This window comes from Streptantibioticus rubrisoli (assembly GCF_024436055.1).
GTDB lineage: Bacteria > Actinomycetota > Actinomycetes > Streptomycetales > Streptomycetaceae > Streptantibioticus_A > Streptantibioticus_A rubrisoli.
Window position 1 is genome coordinate 23951 of the sequence record NZ_JANFNH010000051.1, and the last position, 17988, is coordinate 41938.

Consider the following 17988-nt stretch of genomic DNA (forward strand, 5'->3'; position numbering starts at 1 on the left):
GATGCTGCGTCAGTCCGCGCGGCTTAGATGTCGAAGTACAGCTCGAACTCGTGCGGGTGCGGGCGCAGTTGCATCGGGGCGATCTCGTTGGTGCGCTTGTAGTCGATCCAGGTCTCGATCAGGTCAGAGGTGAACACGCCGCCTTGGAGCAGGTATTCGTGGTCGGCCTCCAGGGCGTCGAGGACCGCGGGGAGGGAGGTCGGGACCTGGGGGACGTTGGCGTGCTCCTCCGGAGCCAGCTCGTAGAGGTCCTTGTCGACCGGCTCGGCGGGCTCGATCTTGTTCTTGATGCCGTCCAGACCGGCCAGCAGCAGGGCCGAGAAGGCCAGGTACGGGTTGCTGGACGGGTCGGGGGCGCGGAACTCGATGCGCTTGGCCTTGGGGTTGGCGCCGGTGATCGGGATGCGGATCGCGGCGGAGCGGTTGCGCTGCGAGTAGACCAGGTTGACCGGGGCCTCGAAGCCGGGGACCAGGCGGTGGTAGGAGTTCACCGTCGGGTTGGTGAAGGCCAGCAGCGACGGGGCGTGCTTGAGGATGCCGCCGATGTAGTAGCGGGCGGTGTCCGACAGGCCCGCGTAGCCCTGCTCGTCGTAGAACAGCGGCTCGCCCGCGTTCCACAGCGACTGGTGGCAGTGCATGCCCGAACCGTTGTCACCGAAGATCGGCTTCGGCATGAAGGTCGCGGTCTTGCCGTTGCGCCAGGCCACGTTCTTCACGATGTACTTGAACAGCATGAGGTCGTCGGCGGCGGCCAGCAGCGTGTTGAACTTGTAGTTGATCTCCGCCTGGCCCGCGGTGCCCACCTCGTGGTGCTGGCGCTCGACCTTCAGACCCGCCTTGTTCAGCTCCAGGCTGATCTCGGCGCGCAGGTCGGCGAAGTGGTCGACCGGCGGGGCCGGGAAGTAGCCGCCCTTGTAGCGGACCTTGTAACCGCGGTTGTCCTCCAGCGCGCCGGTGTTCCAGGCGCCCGCCTCGGAGTCGATGTGGTAGAAGGACTCGTTCGACTTGGTCTCGAAGCGCACGTTGTCGAAGACGTAGAACTCCGCCTCGGGGCCGAAGTACGCGGTGTCCGCGATACCGGTGGAGGCCAGGTAGGCCTCGGCCTTCTTCGCCACGTTCCGCGGGTCACGGCTGTACTGCTCGCCGGTGATCGGGTCGTGGATGAAGAAGTTGATGTTGAGCGTCTTGTCCTTGCGGAACGGGTCGAGGCGTGCGGTGGCCAGGTCGGCGCGGAGCGCCATGTCCGACTCGTGGATCGCCTGGAAACCCCGGATCGAGGAGCCGTCGAACATCAGGTCCTCGGCGGGGTCGAACGCCTCCACCGGCACCGTGAAGTGCTGCATGATGCCGGGCAGGTCGCAGAACCGGACATCGACGAACTTGACGTCCTCGTCCTGCAGGAACTTCTTGGCCTCGTCGGCGTTCTGGAACATCCAACTCCTCCTCGGCCCGGCCTGGCGTGGCTCGGGGCTTGCTGGTCCGTGCGACCAGTGCGGTGGCGCACGCTGGTCCCGACCATATGGATCCGGCATTTCTCAAGGATGACCCATTTGTTTCGCAGACGTTAACCGCCGCATGCTCAGGTCGATGGGGCCGACACTTGGCGCCTGGCCGGGGGCAGTACCTTGGACGGGTGGACAAACGGGAAGCTTTGGGATCGTGGATCTCCGGCCCGCGTGCGGCGGCCGAGCAGATGGGCGCCGACTTCGGCTACCGGGGCAAGCGCCTGGGGCTGCCCCAGGAGGGGCCCGGCTCCATCGCGCCGGTCGGTCGGCGGATCGCGGCGCTGTGTGTCGACTGGGCGCTGTGCCTGCTGATCGCATACGGCCTGCTGGCCCACGGCAACACGCAGGCGGCCAGCAACTGGACCTTCGCCCTGTTCGGGGTGGTCAGTCTGCTCACCGTCGGAACGGTGGGCTGCACCCCCGGCAAGCGACTGCTGGGCCTGCGAGTGGTCCGGGAGGACGGCGGACGGCTGGGCGTCGGGGCGGTGGTGCTGCGCACCGTGCTGCTGCTCCTGGTCGTACCGGCGGCCGTTTGGGACCGGGACAGCCGGGGGCTGCACGACAAGGCGGCGCGCGCCGTACAGGTGCGGATCTAGCGCCGATGACACGCGAAAGGGGTTCGGGGCGGATGCCCCGAACCCCTTTCGCGTCCGCTGTGTCAGCGCATCTTGCCGTTCCTCGGCATCCGCGCGCTCTTCGGCATCGGCCCCTTCGGGACCGGCATGTTGCTCATCAGGTCGCCGAGCGCCTTGAGCCGGTCGTTGATCTCGGTGACCTTCTGACCGGGCAGCACCCGCGGCAGCTTCAGCAGCGTGGTGCGGATCTTCTTCAGCGACACCTCGCCCTCGCCGTTGCCGACGATGATGTCGGTGACCGGGGCTTCCACGGCGATCCGCGCCATCTTCTTCTTCTCCGCGGCCAGCAGGGCCTTCACCCGGTTCGGGTTGCCCTCGCCGACCAGCACGATCCCGGCCCGGCCGACCGCGCGGTGCACCAGGTCCTGGTTGCGGTTCATCGCCACCGCGGGCGTGACCGTCCAGCCGCGCCCGACGTTCTCCAGCACCGCCGCCGCGGCGCCCGGCTGGTCCTCCATCTGACCGAAGGCGGCCCGCTCGGCCCGGCGGCCGAAGACGATCGCCATCGCGAGGAAGGCCAGCAGGAAGCCCAGGATGCCCGCGTAAACGGGGTGACCGATCAAGAAGCCGATGGCGAGGAGCACACCGAAGGTCACGATGCCCACACCGGCCACGATGAGGCCGACCTTGGGGTCGACCCGCCGGGTCATCTTGTAGGTCAGACCGATCTGCTTCAGCCGACCGGGGTTCTCAGATTTCTCCCTCGCCATGCCGCACAGGATACGTGGCTCGAACGGTTGAGGCGCCACCGGATGGTGACGCCCCAATCGACTCAACCGTCGGCGCCAACCGACTCAACCGTCGGCGCCAACCGACTCAACCGTCGGCGCCAACCGACTCAACCGTCGGCGCCAACCGACTCAACCGTCGGCGCCGTCCCGCCCGAGGGCGTCCAGGACGTGCTGAGCCTCGCGGCGGTCCTTGGCGCGCCTTCGGTCCTCCAGGACAGCCGTCCAGGCGTTGCGCCGGGCGGTCTGCTGGCCGCCGCGCAACAGGAACGCCTCCACGGCGCGCAGCGCGCCGGTGACGGATGCGGTGGTGGCGGTAGAGCTCGCATGTGCATGCGCGGGGTGCGCCTGCATGGTCGGTCTCCCTCGGGCCGGAGAAACGGCAGGACTGTGCTCGTACCTCAAGGACTCGTGCCTGGGTTCGGGGCTCGTACCCAGGATCACCACATTGTGTTACCAGCCGGTGACGGACCGGTCAAACGGTCGTGAATCCCTAGCACGGTCTTTGCGCCCGAGCGCCGCGCCCTTTACGCGTCCTACGCCCGTGGCGCGCACCACACCCGCGCGCCCTGCGTCCGCAACTCGCCCTACGCCGCGGCCCGGCTGCGGCGCTCGATCGCCTGCTGGTAGAGCCGCCCCGCGCGGTACGAGGAGCGCACCAGCGGGCCGGACATGACGCCCGCGTAACCGATCTCCTCGGCCTCTTCCCTGAGCTCGACGAACTCGGCGGGCTTCACCCAGCGCTCGACGGGGTGGTGCCGCAGGCTCGGCCGCAGGTACTGGGTGATGGTGATCAGTTCGCACCCGGCGTCGTACAGGTCCTGAAGTGCCCCGCTGATCTCCTCGCGGGTCTCGCCCATGCCGAGGATCAGGTTGGACTTGGTCACCAGGCCCGCCTCACGCGCCTTGGTGATGACCTCCAGGGAGCGCTCGTAGCGGAAGCCGGGCCGGATCCGCTTGAAGATCCGCGGCACCGTCTCCACGTTGTGCGCCAGCACCTCGGGGCGCGCCGAGAAGACCTCGGCGAGCTGCTCGGGGACCGCGTTGAAGTCCGGGATCAGCAGCTCGACCTTGGTGCGGCCGCTCTCGCGGTCCGCGGTCATCGCGTGGATCTGGCGCACCGTCTCGGCGTACAGCCAGGCGCCGCCGTCCTCCAGGTCGTCCCGGGCGACACCGGTGATGGTGGCGTAGTTGAGGTCCATGGTGACCACCGACTCGCCCACCCGACGCGGCTCGTCGCGGTCCAGCGCCTGCGGCTTGCCGGTGTCGATCTGGCAGAAGTCACAGCGCCGGGTGCACTGGTCGCCGCCGATGAGGAAGGTCGCCTCGCGGTCCTCCCAGCACTCGTAGATGTTCGGGCAGCCCGCCTCCTGGCACACGGTGTGCAGGCCCTCGCGCTTCACCAGGCTGTGCAGCTCGGTGTACTCGGGGCCCATCTTCGCCCGGGTCTTGATCCACTCGGGCTTGCGCTCGATGGGGGTCTGGCTGTTGCGGACCTCCAGGCGCAGCAGCTTGCGTCCGTCGGGTGCGACTGCGGACACGGCGGGCTCCCTGTGACTTCGATTCTTCGGCGTACACCAGGGTACGCCCGTTGTTTACACGCCTTCCGCCCTAGGGAACCCGCGACCTGGCGGGGGCATTCCCTTGGGTGGAAGGGCTCATACGGCGCGCGGCAGCGGTACCGCCGAGGTCAGCACCTCGCGCAGGTGCTTCTCCACCACCGGCAGTACCTCGGTCACCGCCACGTCACGGCCCAGCTCGTTGGAGAGCGAGGTGACCCCGGCGTCCCGGATGCCGCAGGGCACGATCCGGTCGAACCAGGTGTTGTCCGGATTGCAGTTGAGGGCGAAGCCGTGCATCGTCACGCCCTTGGCGACCCGGATGCCGATGGCGGCCAGCTTGCGGTCCTCCCGGCGCTGGCCCGCGTTGGACGGGGCGTACTCGGGACCGCTGAGCCGGGGGTCGAACTCCTCGTCGTGCAGCCGGGGGTCGAAGTCCAACGTCAGCCCCGAAACCGCCGGGCGCTCGTCCAGCGGGTCTCCGAGCACCCACACCCCGCTGCGCCCCTCGACACGGGTGGTCTCCAGACCGAACTCCGCGCAGGCCCGGATCAGCGCCTCCTCAAGCCGCCGTACGTGGGCGACCACGTCGACCGGGCGCGGGAGCTTCAGGATCGGGTAGCCCACCAGCTGGCCCGGACCGTGCCAGGTGATCTTGCCACCGCGGTCCACGTCCACCACCGGAGTGCCGTCCAGCGGGCGCTCGCTCGGCTCCGTGCGGCGACCCGCCGTGTAGACCGGCGGGTGCTCCAGCAGCAGGCAGGTGTCCGGGAGTTCGTCCGCGAAACGGGCGGCGTGCACCCGGCGCTGCTCCTGCCAGGCCTCCTGGTACTCGACTGCGTCCGGCCCGAATCCCAGGTGGACGAAGCGCAGGTCACTCACGCTGTCTCCTTGTTCGCTTCTCCGCCCGCGCGGCGTTGGTGCGGCGTTCGCGGTCGTGTGCGGCTGGTCGGCCGGGCGTGCGTCGCTCACGCTGTCTCCGCGCGTGCGTCGCTCACAGCGGCTCCCCAGGTTTTGCCTCAAAGCGCCGTAAGCCGTTTTGGCTCAAAGCGCCGTAAGCCACTCTACGGCCGAGCCTCGCGTGGCCGAGAGGCGGCTGCGCTTTTACCACGCCAACCCGGGCGGACGGATGGATTCCGGGGCGGTGCACCGGAGTGGTTCACCCATTTCGGCGAATGCGGGGCAGGTGCGGCGAAGTGGGCGGTGCGGACAGTTACATTCGCGCCGATCCCGGCGCTCGACGACCGACCGAGCGCCGGGCTCAAGCACCGCCTGAGCACCGCACGACACCACCCGCGCAGCACCGTCCAGCACGCCACACAACGCCACACCACGCAGCACCCAGACCCACCGCCGACCGCGTACCGCCATCCCTCCGAGGAGGGGACCGCACTGCACATGACGGATCGAACCTCGCAGCGTCCACCGAACCGCCAGCTCGCCCAACTCATCGCCGAGGCGGGATTCTCCAACGCGGGCCTGGCCCGCCGGGTCGACCAGCTCGGCGTCGAGCACGGCCTCGACCTGCGTTACGACAAGACCTCGGTCACCCGCTGGCTACGCGGCCAACAGCCGCGCGGTACCACCCCGGCACTGATCGCCGAGGTCTTCACCCGCCGCCTGGGCCGTCGGCTGTCCGCCCAGGACCTCGGCCTGGACGCCTGTGCGCCGGTGTACGCCGGGCTTGAGTTCGCCGCCACCCCGGAAGAGGCGGTGGACATCGTCAGCGGCCTGTGGCGCAAGGACACCGGCAGCCAGGCCGAACTCCGCAGGATCGCCTTCACCCCGGCCGGACTCGTCGTACCCAGCCGGGACTGGCTGATCGGCCGCCCCGACGACCGGGTCGCCCGCGGCCCCGGCAGCGGGCAGGACACCGCGTCCGACGGCCCGCAGCTGGCCGCCCGGGTCCCCGCCCAGACCCGTGGCCGACAGGGCCCGGGCGGACGTGGCGGACCGGCCCGTGAGCCGGGGCGCAGGGTGAGCGCGGGGGACATCCACGCGCTGCGCTCGGTGGGCGAGCTGTTCCGCTCGCTGGACCACGCGTACGGCGGCGGCCACGCCCGGCAGGCCCTGGTGCGCTACCTGGAGCACGAGGCCGAGCCGATGCTGCGCGGCACGTACGGGGCGGCGCTCGGCCGTCGGCTGTTCGCCGCCGCCGCCGACCTGACCCGGCTGGCCGGGTGGACGTCCTACGACATCGGCGCGCACGGGCTCGCCCAGCGGTACTTCGTGCAGTCGCTGCGGCTCGCGCAGGCCGCCGCCGACCGAGTCTACGGCGGATACGTGCTGGTCACCATGAGCCGCCAGGCGGTCTACCTCGGCCACGGCCGGGAGGCCGTCCAACTCGCCCGGGTCGCCCAGCAGGGCGTGGGTACCGGCGCGCCCGCGGTCGTCCAGGCGCTGCTGCACGCGGCCGAGGCGCGCGGCCACGGGCTGCTGGGCGACGCGCGGGCCTGCGCCGCCTCGCTGGCCCGCGCCGAACGGGCGCTGGAGGCGGCCCGGCCGGGGGACGAGACGCCGTACTGGGCGCGGTTCTTCGACGAGGCGCAACTCGCCGACGAGTTCGCCCACTGCCACCGCGACCTGCAGCAGTACCGGGCCGCCGCCCAGCACGCCGAGCGCTCGCTGCAACTGCGCGCGACGGCCTACGCGCGCAGCCGGGTGTTCTGCCGTACCGTGCTGGCCACCGCCCGGCTCGGCCTCGGCGAGCTGGAGCAGGCCTGCGCCCTCGCCTCGGAAGCGCTGCAACAGGCCTCCGAGATGCGGTCGGTACGGGCGCTGGAGTACCTACGGGACTTCGGCCGCCGGGTCGAGCCGTACCGGGACGCACCCCCGGTACGGGCCTTCCACGAGCGCGCCGCGTCGCTCGGCGTCCCGATGGGCTGACCCAAGGGCGGGCCGTATACGACGTACGGCCCGCCCGCGTCGTCAGGCCACCGCGGGCAGATCGCGCGCGGTGTCGCCGTACCCGGGGCGGATCCCGAAGTCCCGCAGCACGTGGTGTGCGGCGCGGCGGCCGGAGAACAGCGCGCCCTGCACCGTGCTGGTGTCACGGTGGTCACCGCACACGTACAGCCCGCACAACACCCGCACCGGCCGCCGTACGTCATGCGGCGGCGGCATGGCGGGAACCGCGTCCGGGTCGTGGTGCACGGCGAGCAGTTCCCAGCGCCGGGTGTCCGTGCCGTACAGCTCGGCCAGATGTGGGCGGACGGCGGCGTCCACGTCGGACGGCGGCGGGCCGAGCACCGTAGAGGTGATCAGGGTGCGCCCGAGGGGCGCCCGGGAGGGGTCGACGGCGCTGGCGACCATGGTGTGCGCCACGGGTCCGCGCCGCTCGGTGTCCAGCACCAGCAGCGGCTCGCGGGCGGGAGCCCGGTCGGTGCCGTGGTGCACCACCGTCACCGGATGGAACCCGGGCAGCCGCAGACCCGGCAGCAGCGCCGCCGCGTCCCGTGCCCCGGTGGCCACCACGGCGGCCCGGCACGGCAGTTCACCGTCGTCCGCGGTGCTCACGGCGTTCGCCGCGACGGCGGTGGCGCGCACCCCGAGCCGTACGGTGCCGGGCGGCAACGCGGCCGCGAGCAGTTCCGGAACCGTCGCCGCGCCCCCGGCGGGCAGTCCGAGCCGGCCACGTGCGTAACCGCGCAGCACCAGGTCCGCGCAGTGGCTGGAGGTGATCAGCCGCGGGTCGTGCAGCAGCGCGGTCAGTAGCGGCCGCAGGAAGCCGTGCACCACCCGGGGCGGCAGGCCGCGGGCGGCCATCGCGGTGGCCGTGGTGGTCTCCGGCCGGGCCAGCAGCCGCTCGACGGGGGTCAGTGCGAGCCTGCTCAGCGCCGCGTTCAGCCGCGCCTTGTCCAGGGCGCCACGCGGATGCACGGTGCGGTGGCCGCGCCCCGCCGGTGGCCGGGTGCCCGGTGGGCCGACGGTTGGGGTGAGCGGTAGCAGCCGCAGCGCGCTCAGTCCGGGTGTACGGCGCAGTTCGGGATAGGAGGTGTTCAGCAGATGGCTGCTGCGGTCGAGGCGGAAGCCGCCGACGTTCTCGGTCGCCATCCGCCCGCCGACGCGGGTGGTGGCTTCCAGCACGGTGACGGTGACTCCGGCGCTGATCAGATGGTGTGCGGCGGACAGGCCCGCCAGGCCTGCGCCCACGATGACAACGTCCGTGTGGGGTGCGTGGAACGGCACGGTGCCCCTCCATGGGGTCGGATTAGGCTCCCCGCTGACGCGGCGGCGCGTGCCGCGCGCCGCGCTGGAGGGGTCATGCCCGGATCCGGGCGGTCCAATACCGGGGGTTACCCCGGGAGTTCGCGACTTTCGCCGACAGAAAGTGTCGCAAAACCGTCAACTCCGCTCAGATTTGCGGTCAGTTGGTTGCGACGGGCTCGACACCGCCGCCTCCCGGGGGTTTGGCGGCTTGACTCAGGAAGAACTGGCCTCAAGAAGAACTGGCCTCAAGAAGAAACCGCCGCGACGGCGAGCGACGACGACGGTGGAGTCCGGTGCTGCCGAACCCACCACACCCCCTAGTCGGCGAGTGCCGCCCGGATCGACTGCTCGATTTCGGGGTGCTCGAAGGCGAAGCCCGCGTCCAACAGGCGCCGGGGAACGACGCGTTGACTGCCCAGGACGTCTGAGGCGAACTCGCCGAGCGCGATCCGCAGCGCGGGCGCCGGCACCGCGGCCAGCGTCGGGCGGTGCAGTACGCGGCCCATGGCCGCCGTGACCTCGCGGTTGGTGACCGGCTCCGGGGCCGTGAGGTTCACCGGCCCGGACAGCCCGGGGTTGTCGATCAGGAACCGCAGCGCCGCGATCTCGTCGTGCAGTGCGATGAAGCTCCAGTACTGCCGACCGCTCCCCAGCCGCCCACCGAGCCCGGCCCTGAACAGCGGGAACAGCTTGCCCCACGCCCCGCCGCCGCGTGCCACCACAAGTCCGGTACGGGCGAGAACGGTCCGTACCCCCGCCGCGGCCGTCACCGCGGCGGCCCGCTCCCACTCCTGGCAGACCTCGGCCAGGAACCCCCGGCCCGGCGGCGCCGACTCGTCCACCACACGGTCCCCTGTGTCCCCGTAGATCCCGATCGCCGAGCCGCTGACCAGTACCTTCGGTGGCGGGTCCAGCTTGGCCACGGCATCGGCGACCGCCTCGGTGCCGAGCACCCGACTGTCCCGGATCTCCTTCTTGTACGCCTCCGTCCAGCGCCGGTCGGCCACTCCGGCGCCCGCGAGATGGACCACCGCCTCGCATCCGGCCAGCCCCTTGATGTCCACGTACCGCCGCATGGGATCCCAGCGCACCTCGCGCGGTGCGGTGGGCTCACGGCGCACCAGCCGGTGCACCTGGTGCCCGTCGGCCAGCAGCGAGCGGACGAGCGCTGAGCCGATCAGTCCGGAAGCGCCGGTGACTGCGATGCGCATGGGAACATCCTGCCTTGGTCCGACTAGCCGTTGAAGCGCTGCCACAACTTGGGGAAGCGCTCCGCCATCTGGTCCGGGTCGTCGAAGTCGAGTTGCTCGCCCTCGGGTTTGATGGGCTGCTCCAGATCCAGGTCCGGCAGCCGTACCCCGGTCAACTGCTCGTACGCCTCGTCGGCGGCGTACCCCAGGTCCTCGGCGTAGCCGTCCACGTCCTCGTCGAAGTCCTCCAGCAGCGTCGCGAGGTCGTCCGGGTCACTGTGCAGCGCGCCCTCGAAGACCCGCCGCCCCTGTCCGATCAGCCAGCAGCGCCAGGCGGAGAAGGCGTCCTCGTCGGCGCCGCCGAGCATGATGTCCGCCGCACCCCACATGTCCCAGCGGTACGCGCGGTGGAAGCGGGCGTCGAAATGCCGGGCGAAGTCCTGCACGGCCTCGGGGTCGAGCTGGGCCAGCCGCTCGACAACCACTTCCGCCTGCTCGTCGGGGTCGCCACCGGCGCTCTCCCGGGCACCGTCGATGATCTCCCAGAACTCCGTTTCGTCCATCACCGCTCCAGCATCCTGGCTGCCGCCCCGGCACGCACGCGGAGTACCCCGGATGCGCCCGTGTCGTTACGCGCGACCGAACTCGTAGGAAAACCCGACAGTAGACGTCGGGTATCGCTGCGAGGGTCGGTGACGCGTTCACGACGACGAGAAGGCAGGAGGCCGACGGATGGACGACGGTCCGCTGAGTGGCAAGGTGGCGCTGGTGGCGGGGGCGACCCGCGGCGCGAGCCGGGCGACGGCGGTGGAACTCGGCCGGTGCGGGGCGACGGTGTACGTGACCGGCCGCACCACACGGGAGCGGCGCAGCGAGGTGAACCGCCCGGAGAGCATCGAGGAGACGGCCGAGTTGGTGACCGCCGCGGGCGGCACCGGGATCGCGGTGCCCACCGACCACCTCCAGCCGGATGCGGTACGGGCGCTGGTGGAGCGGGTGGACCGGGCGCACGGGCGGCTGGACGTACTGGTGAACGGAGTGTGGGGCGGCGACCATCTGCTGGAGTTCGGCAAGAAGGTCTGGGAGCTCCGACTGGCCGACGGGCTGCGGATGCTGCGGCTCGGGGTGGAGGCGCATCTGGTCACCAGCCACCTCGCGCTGCCGTTGCTGATCCGCAGGCCCGGTGGGCTGGTGGTCGAAGTGACCGACGGTACGGCGGAGTTCAACCGCAGGTACCGGGAGAACCTCTTCTTCGACCTGGCGAAGAACGCGCCGCACCGGATGGCCTTCGGCCTCTCACAGGAGCTGGCGCGGTACGGCGGTACGGCGGTCTCCCTCACGCCCGGGTTCCTGCGGTCGGAGGAGATGCTGGACCACTTCGGCGTGAGCGAGGGGAACTGGCGCGACGCGGTCGCCGTGGATCCGCACTTCGCTATCGCCGAGTCCCCGACGTACGCCGGGCGGGCCGTCGCGGCCCTGGCGACGGATCCGGCCGTGGCCCGTTGGGCGGGCCGGTCGCTGTCGACCGGCCAGCTCGCCAGGGCGTACGGCTTCACCGACGCGGACGGCTCCCGCCCCGACGCCTTCGGCTATTTCCGGGACGTGGTCTTCGGGGGCAAGGCGGGCTCGGCGCGGGACTACCGGTAGCGGCTCGCCGACGCGGTCCCGGCCTCGTCGGCCCGCGCCGCTTGAGCCCGTGCCGCTTGGGCCTCCGCCGCCTTGGCCCGCGCCGCTTGGGCTCGTGCCGCTTGGGCCTCCGCCGCCTTGGCCCGCGCCGACCGCGACCGACCGGAGAACCGGCCGCGTCTCAGGGCCGGTAGAGGCTGGCCGCCCGCGCGGCCGCCCGGGCGAACCGTTGCCGCAGCGCCTGCGGGGCCACGACCTCCGCCTCGGGCCCGAGGGCGAGCAACTGCTCGTACGCCACCTCAAGGCTCTCCACCGGCAACTGCACCCGCACCCACCCGCGCTCCGGCGGCCCGGCCGCCGCCAGTGCCGAGCGGGCCGCCGCCCGGTCGGTCACGTACGGAAGCCTGCGCACCCCGTCCGGCGACAGCCGCAGCACCACCTCGTCCCGCAGGATCGAGCGGGCGAACTCGGCCGCCCGGCGGTCCCAGAACTCCGGCAGGTCGAACTCCACGTCCCGCTCGAAGCGCCCGGCACCGGGGGAGACCGAGAGCACGCGGTCCACCCGGTACATCCGGAACTGCTCCGACGAGCGCGCCACCAAGTACCACACGCCAGCCTTGAGTACCAGCCCGTACGGCTCCAACTCCCGTACCACGTCGGCGTCTTGACGCCGGTACGTGACGCGGATCCGCCGGTCGTCCCAGACCGCCTGCGCTATGGGCGGCAACTCGTCCGGGGTCCGAGGCTCCTGGTACCAGGCGGGCGCGTCGAGGTGGAAGCGCTGGGCCGCCGAGCGCGAAGCGTCCCGCAGCTCGGGCTGCAGCGCCGCCGACACCTTCAGCCGGGCGGCCGAGGCGGTGTCCGCCAGCCCCATGGCGCGCAGCGCGCTCGGCACCCCGGACAGGAACAGCGCCTCCGCCTCGTCCCGGTCGAGTCCGGTCAGCCGGGTGCGGTAGCCGCCCACCAGGCGGTAGCCGCCCGTTCTGCCACGGTCGGCGTAGACCGGGACGCCCGCCTCGGACAGCGCGAGCACGTCCCGTCCGATCGTCCGCTCCGAGACCTCCAGCGCCGCCGCCAGCTCGGCCGCCGTCATCGACTCGCGCGACTGCAACAGCAGCACCAGATGGATCAGACGTGCCGCGCGCATGTGTTCCTCCCCCTGAACCGCCTACCGGCAAGGGTGTGCCCCCGACCCCACACGACGGGGATCGGGGGCACACCGGTCGACCTACCGGTACTTCGTCGAGATCCTCGTGTGCCCCGCGGCACGGGGCACACGCGACTCAGAGCCCGAGGTCGCCCTCGAACTCACCGGCCTCCAGGCGGGCCTTGACGTCCGACAGGTAGCGGGCGGCGTCCGCGCCGTCGACCAGCTGGTGGTCGTACGACAGGGTCAGGTAGACCATGTCGCGGATGGCGATGGTCTCGCCCAGCTCCGGGTGGTCGATCACGACCGGGCGGCGCACGGTGGCACCGATGCCCAGCATGGCGACCTGCGGGTAGTTCACGATCACCGTGTCGAACAGCGCACCGCGCGAACCGGTGTTGCTGATCGTGAACGTGCCGCCGGACATGTCGTCCGGGCTGAGGCCGCCCTCGCGGACCTTCTTGGCCAACTCGGCGGTCTTCTTGGCGATACCGGCGATGTTGAGGTCACCGGCGCCCTTGATGACCGGGACCATCAGGCCCTTCTCCGAGTCCACCGCGATGCCGATGTTCTCGACGTCGTGGTAGGTGACGGTGCCGTCCTCGTTGATCTTGGCGTTGATCGACGGGTGGGCCTTCAGGGCCTCGGCCGCCGCCTTGACGAAGAACGGCATCGGGGAGAGCTTGACGCCCTCGCGCGCCAGGAAGGACTCCTTGGCCCGACCCCGCAGCTTCATGATCCTGGTGACATCGACCTCGACCATGGTGGACAGCTGCGCCTGGCTGTGCAGCGCCTTCATCATGTTCTCGGCGATGACCTTGCGGATCCGCGACATCTTGACCGTCTGGCCACGCAGCGGTGAGACGGCGGCGGGAGCCGCGGCCTTGGGGGCCGGGGCGGCCTGAGCGGCGGCCTTGGCGGTCTCCGCGGCGGACAGCACGTCCTGCTTGCGGATCCGGCCACCGACGCCGGTGCCCTTCAGCGTGGACAGGTCCACACCGTGCTCGGCGGCGAGCTTCCGGACCAGCGGGGTCACGTACGCACCCTCGGCCTCGGCGGTCACCGCGGCGGCCGGAGCCGGAGCGGCGGGCGCGGCCGGTGCGGCGGGAGCGGCCGGTGCGGCAGGCGCCGGAGCCGGGGCAGAGGGCGCGGCCGGAGCCGGAGCCGGAGCCGGGGTCGGCGCGGGGGCCGGGGCCTCCTGGACCGGAGCGGCAGCCGGGGCCGGGGCGGCCGGGGCGGGTGCGGCGGCCGGAGCGGCGCCCGCGGCACCGATCACGGCGAGCTTGGCGCCGACCTCGGCGGTCTCGTCCTCGCCGACCACGATCTCCAGCAGGGTGCCGGAGACCGGCGCCGGGATCTCGGTGTCGACCTTGTCGGTGGAGACCTCGAGCAGCGGCTCGTCGGCCTCGACCTCCTCGCCGACCTGCTTCAGCCAGCGGGTGACGGTGCCCTCGGTCACCGACTCGCCGAGCGCGGGCAGGACGACGTCGGTGCCCTGGGCGCCGCCCGCGGGGGCGGCTGCCGGGGCGGCCGCGGCCGGAGCGGGCGCGGCCGGGGCCTCGGCGGCGGGTGCCGGGGCGGCCGGGGCCGGGGTGGGCTCGGGCTGGGCGGCCGGAGCCGGGGCAGCGGCGGGCGCGCCGGTGCCGTCGTCGATCACGGCCAGCTCGGCGCCGACCTCGACCGTCTCGTCCTCGGCCACCTTGATGGAGGTGAGGATGCCAGCCGCGGGGGCCGGGATCTCGGTGTCGACCTTGTCCGTCGAGACTTCGAGCAGCGGCTCGTCGGCCTCGACACGCTCACCCTCGGCCTTCAGCCAGCGGGTGACGGTGCCCTCGGTCACGCTCTCACCGAGCGCCGGCAGGGTTACGGAAACCGCCATGGTTTCGGTTGCTCCTAACGATCTGTGCGGATTGCGGGCGTGTCGAGGGGTTAGTCGTGCGAGTGCAGCGGCTTGCCCGCGAGCGCCAGGTGGGCCTCACCGAGCGCCTCGTTCTGTGTCGGGTGCGCGTGGATGAGCTGCGCGACCTCGGCGGGCAGCGCCTCCCAGTTGTAGATCAGCTGTGCCTCGCCGACCTGCTCACCCATGCGGTCACCGACCATGTGGACGCCGACCACGGCACCGTCGCGGACCTGGACGAGCTTGATCTCGCCGGCGGTCTTGAGGATCTTGCTCTTGCCGTTGCCTGCCAGGTTGTACTTCAGGGTGACGACCTTGTCCGCCCCGTACAGCTCCTTGGCCTTGGCCTCGGAAAGGCCCATCGAGGCGACCTCGGGGTGGCAGTACGTGACGCGGGGCACGCCGTCGTAGTCGATCGGCACGACCTTGAGACCGGCCAGCCGCTCAGCCACCAGCATGCCCTCGGCGAAGCCGACGTGCGCGAGCTGGAGGGTCGGGACGAGGTCACCGACGGCCGAGATGGTCGGCACGTTGGTACGCATGTACTCGTCCACCAGGACGTAGCCGCGGTCCATCGCGACCCCGGCCTCCTCGTAGCCCAGGCCCTGCGAGACCGGGCCGCGGCCGACGGCGACCAGCAGCAGCTCGGCCTCGAAGGTCTTGCCGTTCTCCAGCGAGACCTTCACACCGTCGGCGGTGTACTCCACGCCCGAGAAGCGGGAGCCCAGGGAGAAGTTGATGCCGCGCTTGCGGAAGGCGCGCTCCAGCAGCTTGGAGCTGTTCTCGTCCTCGACCGGGACCAGGTGGGGGAGGGCCTCGACGATGGTGACGTCGGAGCCGAACGACTTCCACGCGGAGGCGAACTCCACGCCGATGACGCCGCCGCCCAGGATGATCGCGGACTTCGGCACGCGGTCCAGGACCAGCGCGTGGTCCGAGGAGATGACGCGCTCGCCGTCGATGTTCAGCCCCGGCAACGACTTGGGCACCGAGCCGGTCGCCAGCAGGACGTGCCGACCGGTGTAGCGCTGGCCGTTGACGTCGACGGAGGTCGGGGAGGACAGGCGGCCCTCGCCGGTCACATACGTGACCTTGCGGCTGGCCACCAGGCCCTGCAGGCCCTTGTAGAGGCCGGAGATCACGTCGTCCTTGTACTTGTGCACACCCGCGATGTCGATGCCCTCGAAAGTGGCCTTGACACCGAACTGGGCGCTCTCCCGAGCCTGGTCGGCGATCTCACCGGCGTGCAGCAGAGCCTTCGTGGGGATGCAGCCGCGGTGCAGACAAGTGCCGCCGAGCTTGTCCTTCTCGATCAGGGCGACGTCCAGGCCCAGCTGAGCCGCTCGCAGCGCCGCGGCGTAGCCGCCGCTTCCACCGCCGAGGATCACTAGGTCGAAAACGGTGCTGGCGTCGTTCGCCACGTCACGTCCTCCATGCATGGGTACGCCGGAGCCGGTCTACGTGACCGGGCGGCGGCTATATGTTCGGCCGCTTGTTTAAACGCTTGTTCAAAATGGGCCCTGTCGTGCCGGTACAACATCTTCGCACTTGTTGACGGCTGCTGGGACGCGGGGCCGGTGTGTACGACCGCTGTACGTGCAGCGGCCACGTGTTACTGGTGAGTAGGGGGAATGGATTCCGCCCGCCCGCCGCCCGCCACCGCCCTCAGCGGAGGCGCTGCGCGCCACGGCTCTGCCCTCCCGTCGCCCACCACCACCCTCAGCGGAGGCGCTGCGCGCCACGGCTCTGCCCTCCCGTCGCCCACCACCACCCTCAACCGAGGCGCTGCGCGCCACTGCTCTGCTTGGGGCGAACGGGAACGGCCCCGGGCGACTGCCCGGGGCCTTGGCTGAGCGTTGCCGATCCGTTAGAGGATCGTTCCCTCGGCCGCCTGCTCGGCGATCCGCACCAAGGTCCGCACGCCGGTGCCGGTACCGCCCTTGGGGGTGTAGCCGAACGGCGCGCCCTCGTGGAACGCGGGACCCGCGATGTCCAGGTGCGCCCAGGTGATGCCGTCGCCCACGAACTCCTTCAGGAACAGCCCGGCCACCAGGCCGCCGCCCATCCGGTCACCCATGTTGGCGATGTCCGCGACCGGCGAGTCCATACCCCTGCGCAGCTCGGCGGGGAGCGGCATGGGCCAGGACGGCTCGCCCACCTCCTCGGCGATGCCGTGGACGGCGGTGCGGAAGTCGTCGTCGTTGGCCATGATCCCGAAGTGCCGGTGGCCGAGCGCCAGCACCATCGCGCCGGTCAGCGTCGCCACGTCGATGATCGCGTCGGGGTTCTCCTGGGAGGCGCGGGTGATCGCGTCGGCGAGCACCAGGCGGCCCTCGGCGTCGGTGTTGAGCACCTCGACGGTCTTGCCGGAGTACATCCGCAGCACATCACCCGGCCGGGTGGCGCTGCCGGACGGCATGTTCTCGGCGAGCGCCAGCCAGCCGGTGACGTTGGTCTCGACACCCAGCTTCGCGGCGGCGACCACCGCGGCGAACACGGCCGCCGCGCCGGACATGTCGCACTTCATGGTCTCGTTGTGACCGGCGGGCTTGAGCGAGATGCCGCCCGAGTCGTACGTGATGCCCTTGCCGACGAAGGCGAGGTGCTTCTTCGCCTTGGGGTTGGTGTACGCGACCTTCACCAGGCGCGGCGGATTGGCGGACCCCTGGCCGACGCCCATGATGCCGCCGTAGCCGCCCTTGGCCAGCGCCTTCTCATCCAGCACCTCGACCTTGAGGCCGTGCTCCTTGGCGGCCTGCTGGACGATGGTGGCGAACGACTTCGGGAACAGGTCGTTCGACGGCATGTTGATCAGGTCACGCGCCCGGTTGACCTCTTCGGCCAGCGCGACGGCGCGGGCGGCGGCGGCCTTGAACGCCTTGTCCCGCGGCTTGCCACCGACCAGGGCGACCTCGGCGAGCGGCTCCTTGACGCCGTTGCCGTTCTTGTCGCCGTTGCCCCGGTAGGCGTTGTACGCGTACGCGCCGAGCAGCGCGCCCTGGGCCACCGCCTCGGCGTCCGCGACCTCGGCGGCCGGGAGCGCGAACGCGGCCTTCTTCGAGCCCGCCAGCGCACGGGCGGCGGCGCCCGCGGCCTTGCGCAGCGCCTCGGCGGCGTAGCCGTCTCCCTTGGCGGGCACGTCCCCCAGGCCGACCGCCAGCACGACCGGGGCCTTGACACCACTCGGCGCCGGCAGCTTCGTCACCTCGCCCTCGGCGCCGGTGGCGCCCAGGGTCTCCAGGGTGGCGGCCAGCTTGCCGCTGAAGGCCTCGTCCACCGCCTCCGCGCCGGGAGCGACCACGGGGCCCTTGGGTCCCTTGGCCACGCCCACCACGACGGCGTCCGCACGCAGCGCCGCGGCGGAGGAGGTGCTGAGAGTCAGTGCAGTCACGGTGTTGAAGTTCCTCTTCCGTCGAGGTCCGTTGCCTCAACGGCGTCGTTGCCGGTGAGGTGCCGTACGGGGCTCGCGCCCCGTACGGCTTCTCGTGAGCC

15 protein-coding genes are annotated in these 17988 nt (G+C 71.4%); 3 read left to right on the forward strand and 12 right to left on the reverse strand.

Annotation, left to right across the window (positions count from 1 at the left end):
- Positions 1-23: 23 nt before the first annotated feature.
- Positions 24-1433: a type I glutamate--ammonia ligase gene (glnA, locus tag NON19_RS28750; RefSeq protein WP_255932055.1), complete on the reverse strand. Its 1410-nt coding sequence runs from the start codon at positions 1431-1433 to the stop codon at positions 24-26.
- 200 nt (positions 1434-1633) lie between these two features.
- On the opposite strand from glnA, the gene NON19_RS28755 reads away from it, so the two are divergent.
- Positions 1634-2101, forward strand: a complete 468-nt coding sequence (locus NON19_RS28755) for an RDD family protein (protein ID WP_255932056.1) — start codon at positions 1634-1636, stop codon at positions 2099-2101.
- 62 nt (positions 2102-2163) lie between these two features.
- Here the strand turns inward: NON19_RS28755 and NON19_RS28760 are convergent, their stop codons facing one another.
- From NON19_RS28760 to lipB, 4 genes are all read right to left on the reverse strand, one after another.
- Complete coding sequence (locus tag NON19_RS28760) at positions 2164-2850, reverse strand: DUF4191 domain-containing protein (RefSeq protein ID WP_255932057.1); 687 nt, start codon at positions 2848-2850, stop codon at positions 2164-2166.
- 150 nt (positions 2851-3000) lie between these two features.
- Entirely contained in the window at positions 3001-3222 is a 222-nt protein-coding gene (locus NON19_RS28765) for an SCO2195 family GlnR-regulated protein (protein ID WP_255932059.1), read from the reverse strand.
- A 233-nt stretch (positions 3223-3455) separates the two neighbouring features.
- Positions 3456-4409, reverse strand: a complete 954-nt coding sequence (lipA, locus tag NON19_RS28770; RefSeq protein WP_255932060.1) for a lipoyl synthase — start codon at positions 4407-4409, stop codon at positions 3456-3458.
- Positions 4410-4526: 117 nt separating this feature from the next.
- The gene (gene lipB / locus NON19_RS28775) at positions 4527-5309 is read right to left on the reverse strand and encodes a lipoyl(octanoyl) transferase LipB (protein WP_255932061.1); all 783 of its coding nucleotides are present in this window, start codon (positions 5307-5309) and stop codon (positions 4527-4529) included.
- 516 nt (positions 5310-5825) lie between these two features.
- Here lipB and NON19_RS28780 point away from each other — a divergent pair.
- Positions 5826-7313, forward strand: coding sequence for an NsdA family TPR-like regulatory protein (locus tag NON19_RS28780; protein WP_255932078.1), 1488 nt, complete (start codon positions 5826-5828; stop codon positions 7311-7313).
- A 42-nt stretch (positions 7314-7355) separates the two neighbouring features.
- On the opposite strand, the gene NON19_RS28785 is transcribed toward NON19_RS28780, so the two are convergent.
- The 3 genes from NON19_RS28785 to NON19_RS28795 form a co-directional block, all read right to left on the reverse strand.
- Positions 7356-8615: an NAD(P)/FAD-dependent oxidoreductase gene (locus NON19_RS28785; protein WP_255932062.1), complete on the reverse strand. Its 1260-nt coding sequence runs from the start codon at positions 8613-8615 to the stop codon at positions 7356-7358.
- 338 nt (positions 8616-8953) lie between these two features.
- On the reverse strand, positions 8954-9847 hold the full coding sequence (locus NON19_RS28790; RefSeq protein ID WP_255932063.1) for a TIGR01777 family oxidoreductase: 894 nt from the start codon (positions 9845-9847) through the stop codon (positions 8954-8956).
- 23 nt (positions 9848-9870) lie between these two features.
- Positions 9871-10389: a DUF4240 domain-containing protein gene (locus NON19_RS28795; RefSeq protein WP_255932064.1), complete on the reverse strand. Its 519-nt coding sequence runs from the start codon at positions 10387-10389 to the stop codon at positions 9871-9873.
- Between the two features lie 169 nt (positions 10390-10558).
- Between NON19_RS28795 and NON19_RS28800 the strand changes: the two genes are divergently transcribed.
- Positions 10559-11473: an SDR family oxidoreductase gene (locus NON19_RS28800; protein ID WP_255932065.1), complete on the forward strand. Its 915-nt coding sequence runs from the start codon at positions 10559-10561 to the stop codon at positions 11471-11473.
- A gap of 160 nt (positions 11474-11633) precedes the next feature.
- Here the strand turns inward: NON19_RS28800 and NON19_RS28805 are convergent, their stop codons facing one another.
- The 4 genes from NON19_RS28805 to NON19_RS28820 form a co-directional block, all read right to left on the reverse strand.
- Entirely contained in the window at positions 11634-12599 is a 966-nt protein-coding gene (locus NON19_RS28805) for a helix-turn-helix transcriptional regulator (protein ID WP_255932066.1), read from the reverse strand.
- Positions 12600-12735: 136 nt separating this feature from the next.
- A complete protein-coding gene (gene sucB, locus NON19_RS28810; RefSeq protein ID WP_255932067.1) occupies positions 12736-14478 on the reverse strand; it encodes a 2-oxoglutarate dehydrogenase, E2 component, dihydrolipoamide succinyltransferase in 1743 nt (580 codons plus the stop codon).
- A 50-nt stretch (positions 14479-14528) separates the two neighbouring features.
- Positions 14529-15917, reverse strand: a complete 1389-nt coding sequence (gene lpdA / locus NON19_RS28815; RefSeq protein WP_255932068.1) for a dihydrolipoyl dehydrogenase — start codon at positions 15915-15917, stop codon at positions 14529-14531.
- Between the two features lie 446 nt (positions 15918-16363).
- The gene (locus NON19_RS28820) at positions 16364-17887 is read right to left on the reverse strand and encodes a leucyl aminopeptidase (RefSeq protein ID WP_255932069.1); all 1524 of its coding nucleotides are present in this window, start codon (positions 17885-17887) and stop codon (positions 16364-16366) included.
- Positions 17888-17988 lie beyond the last annotated feature (101 nt).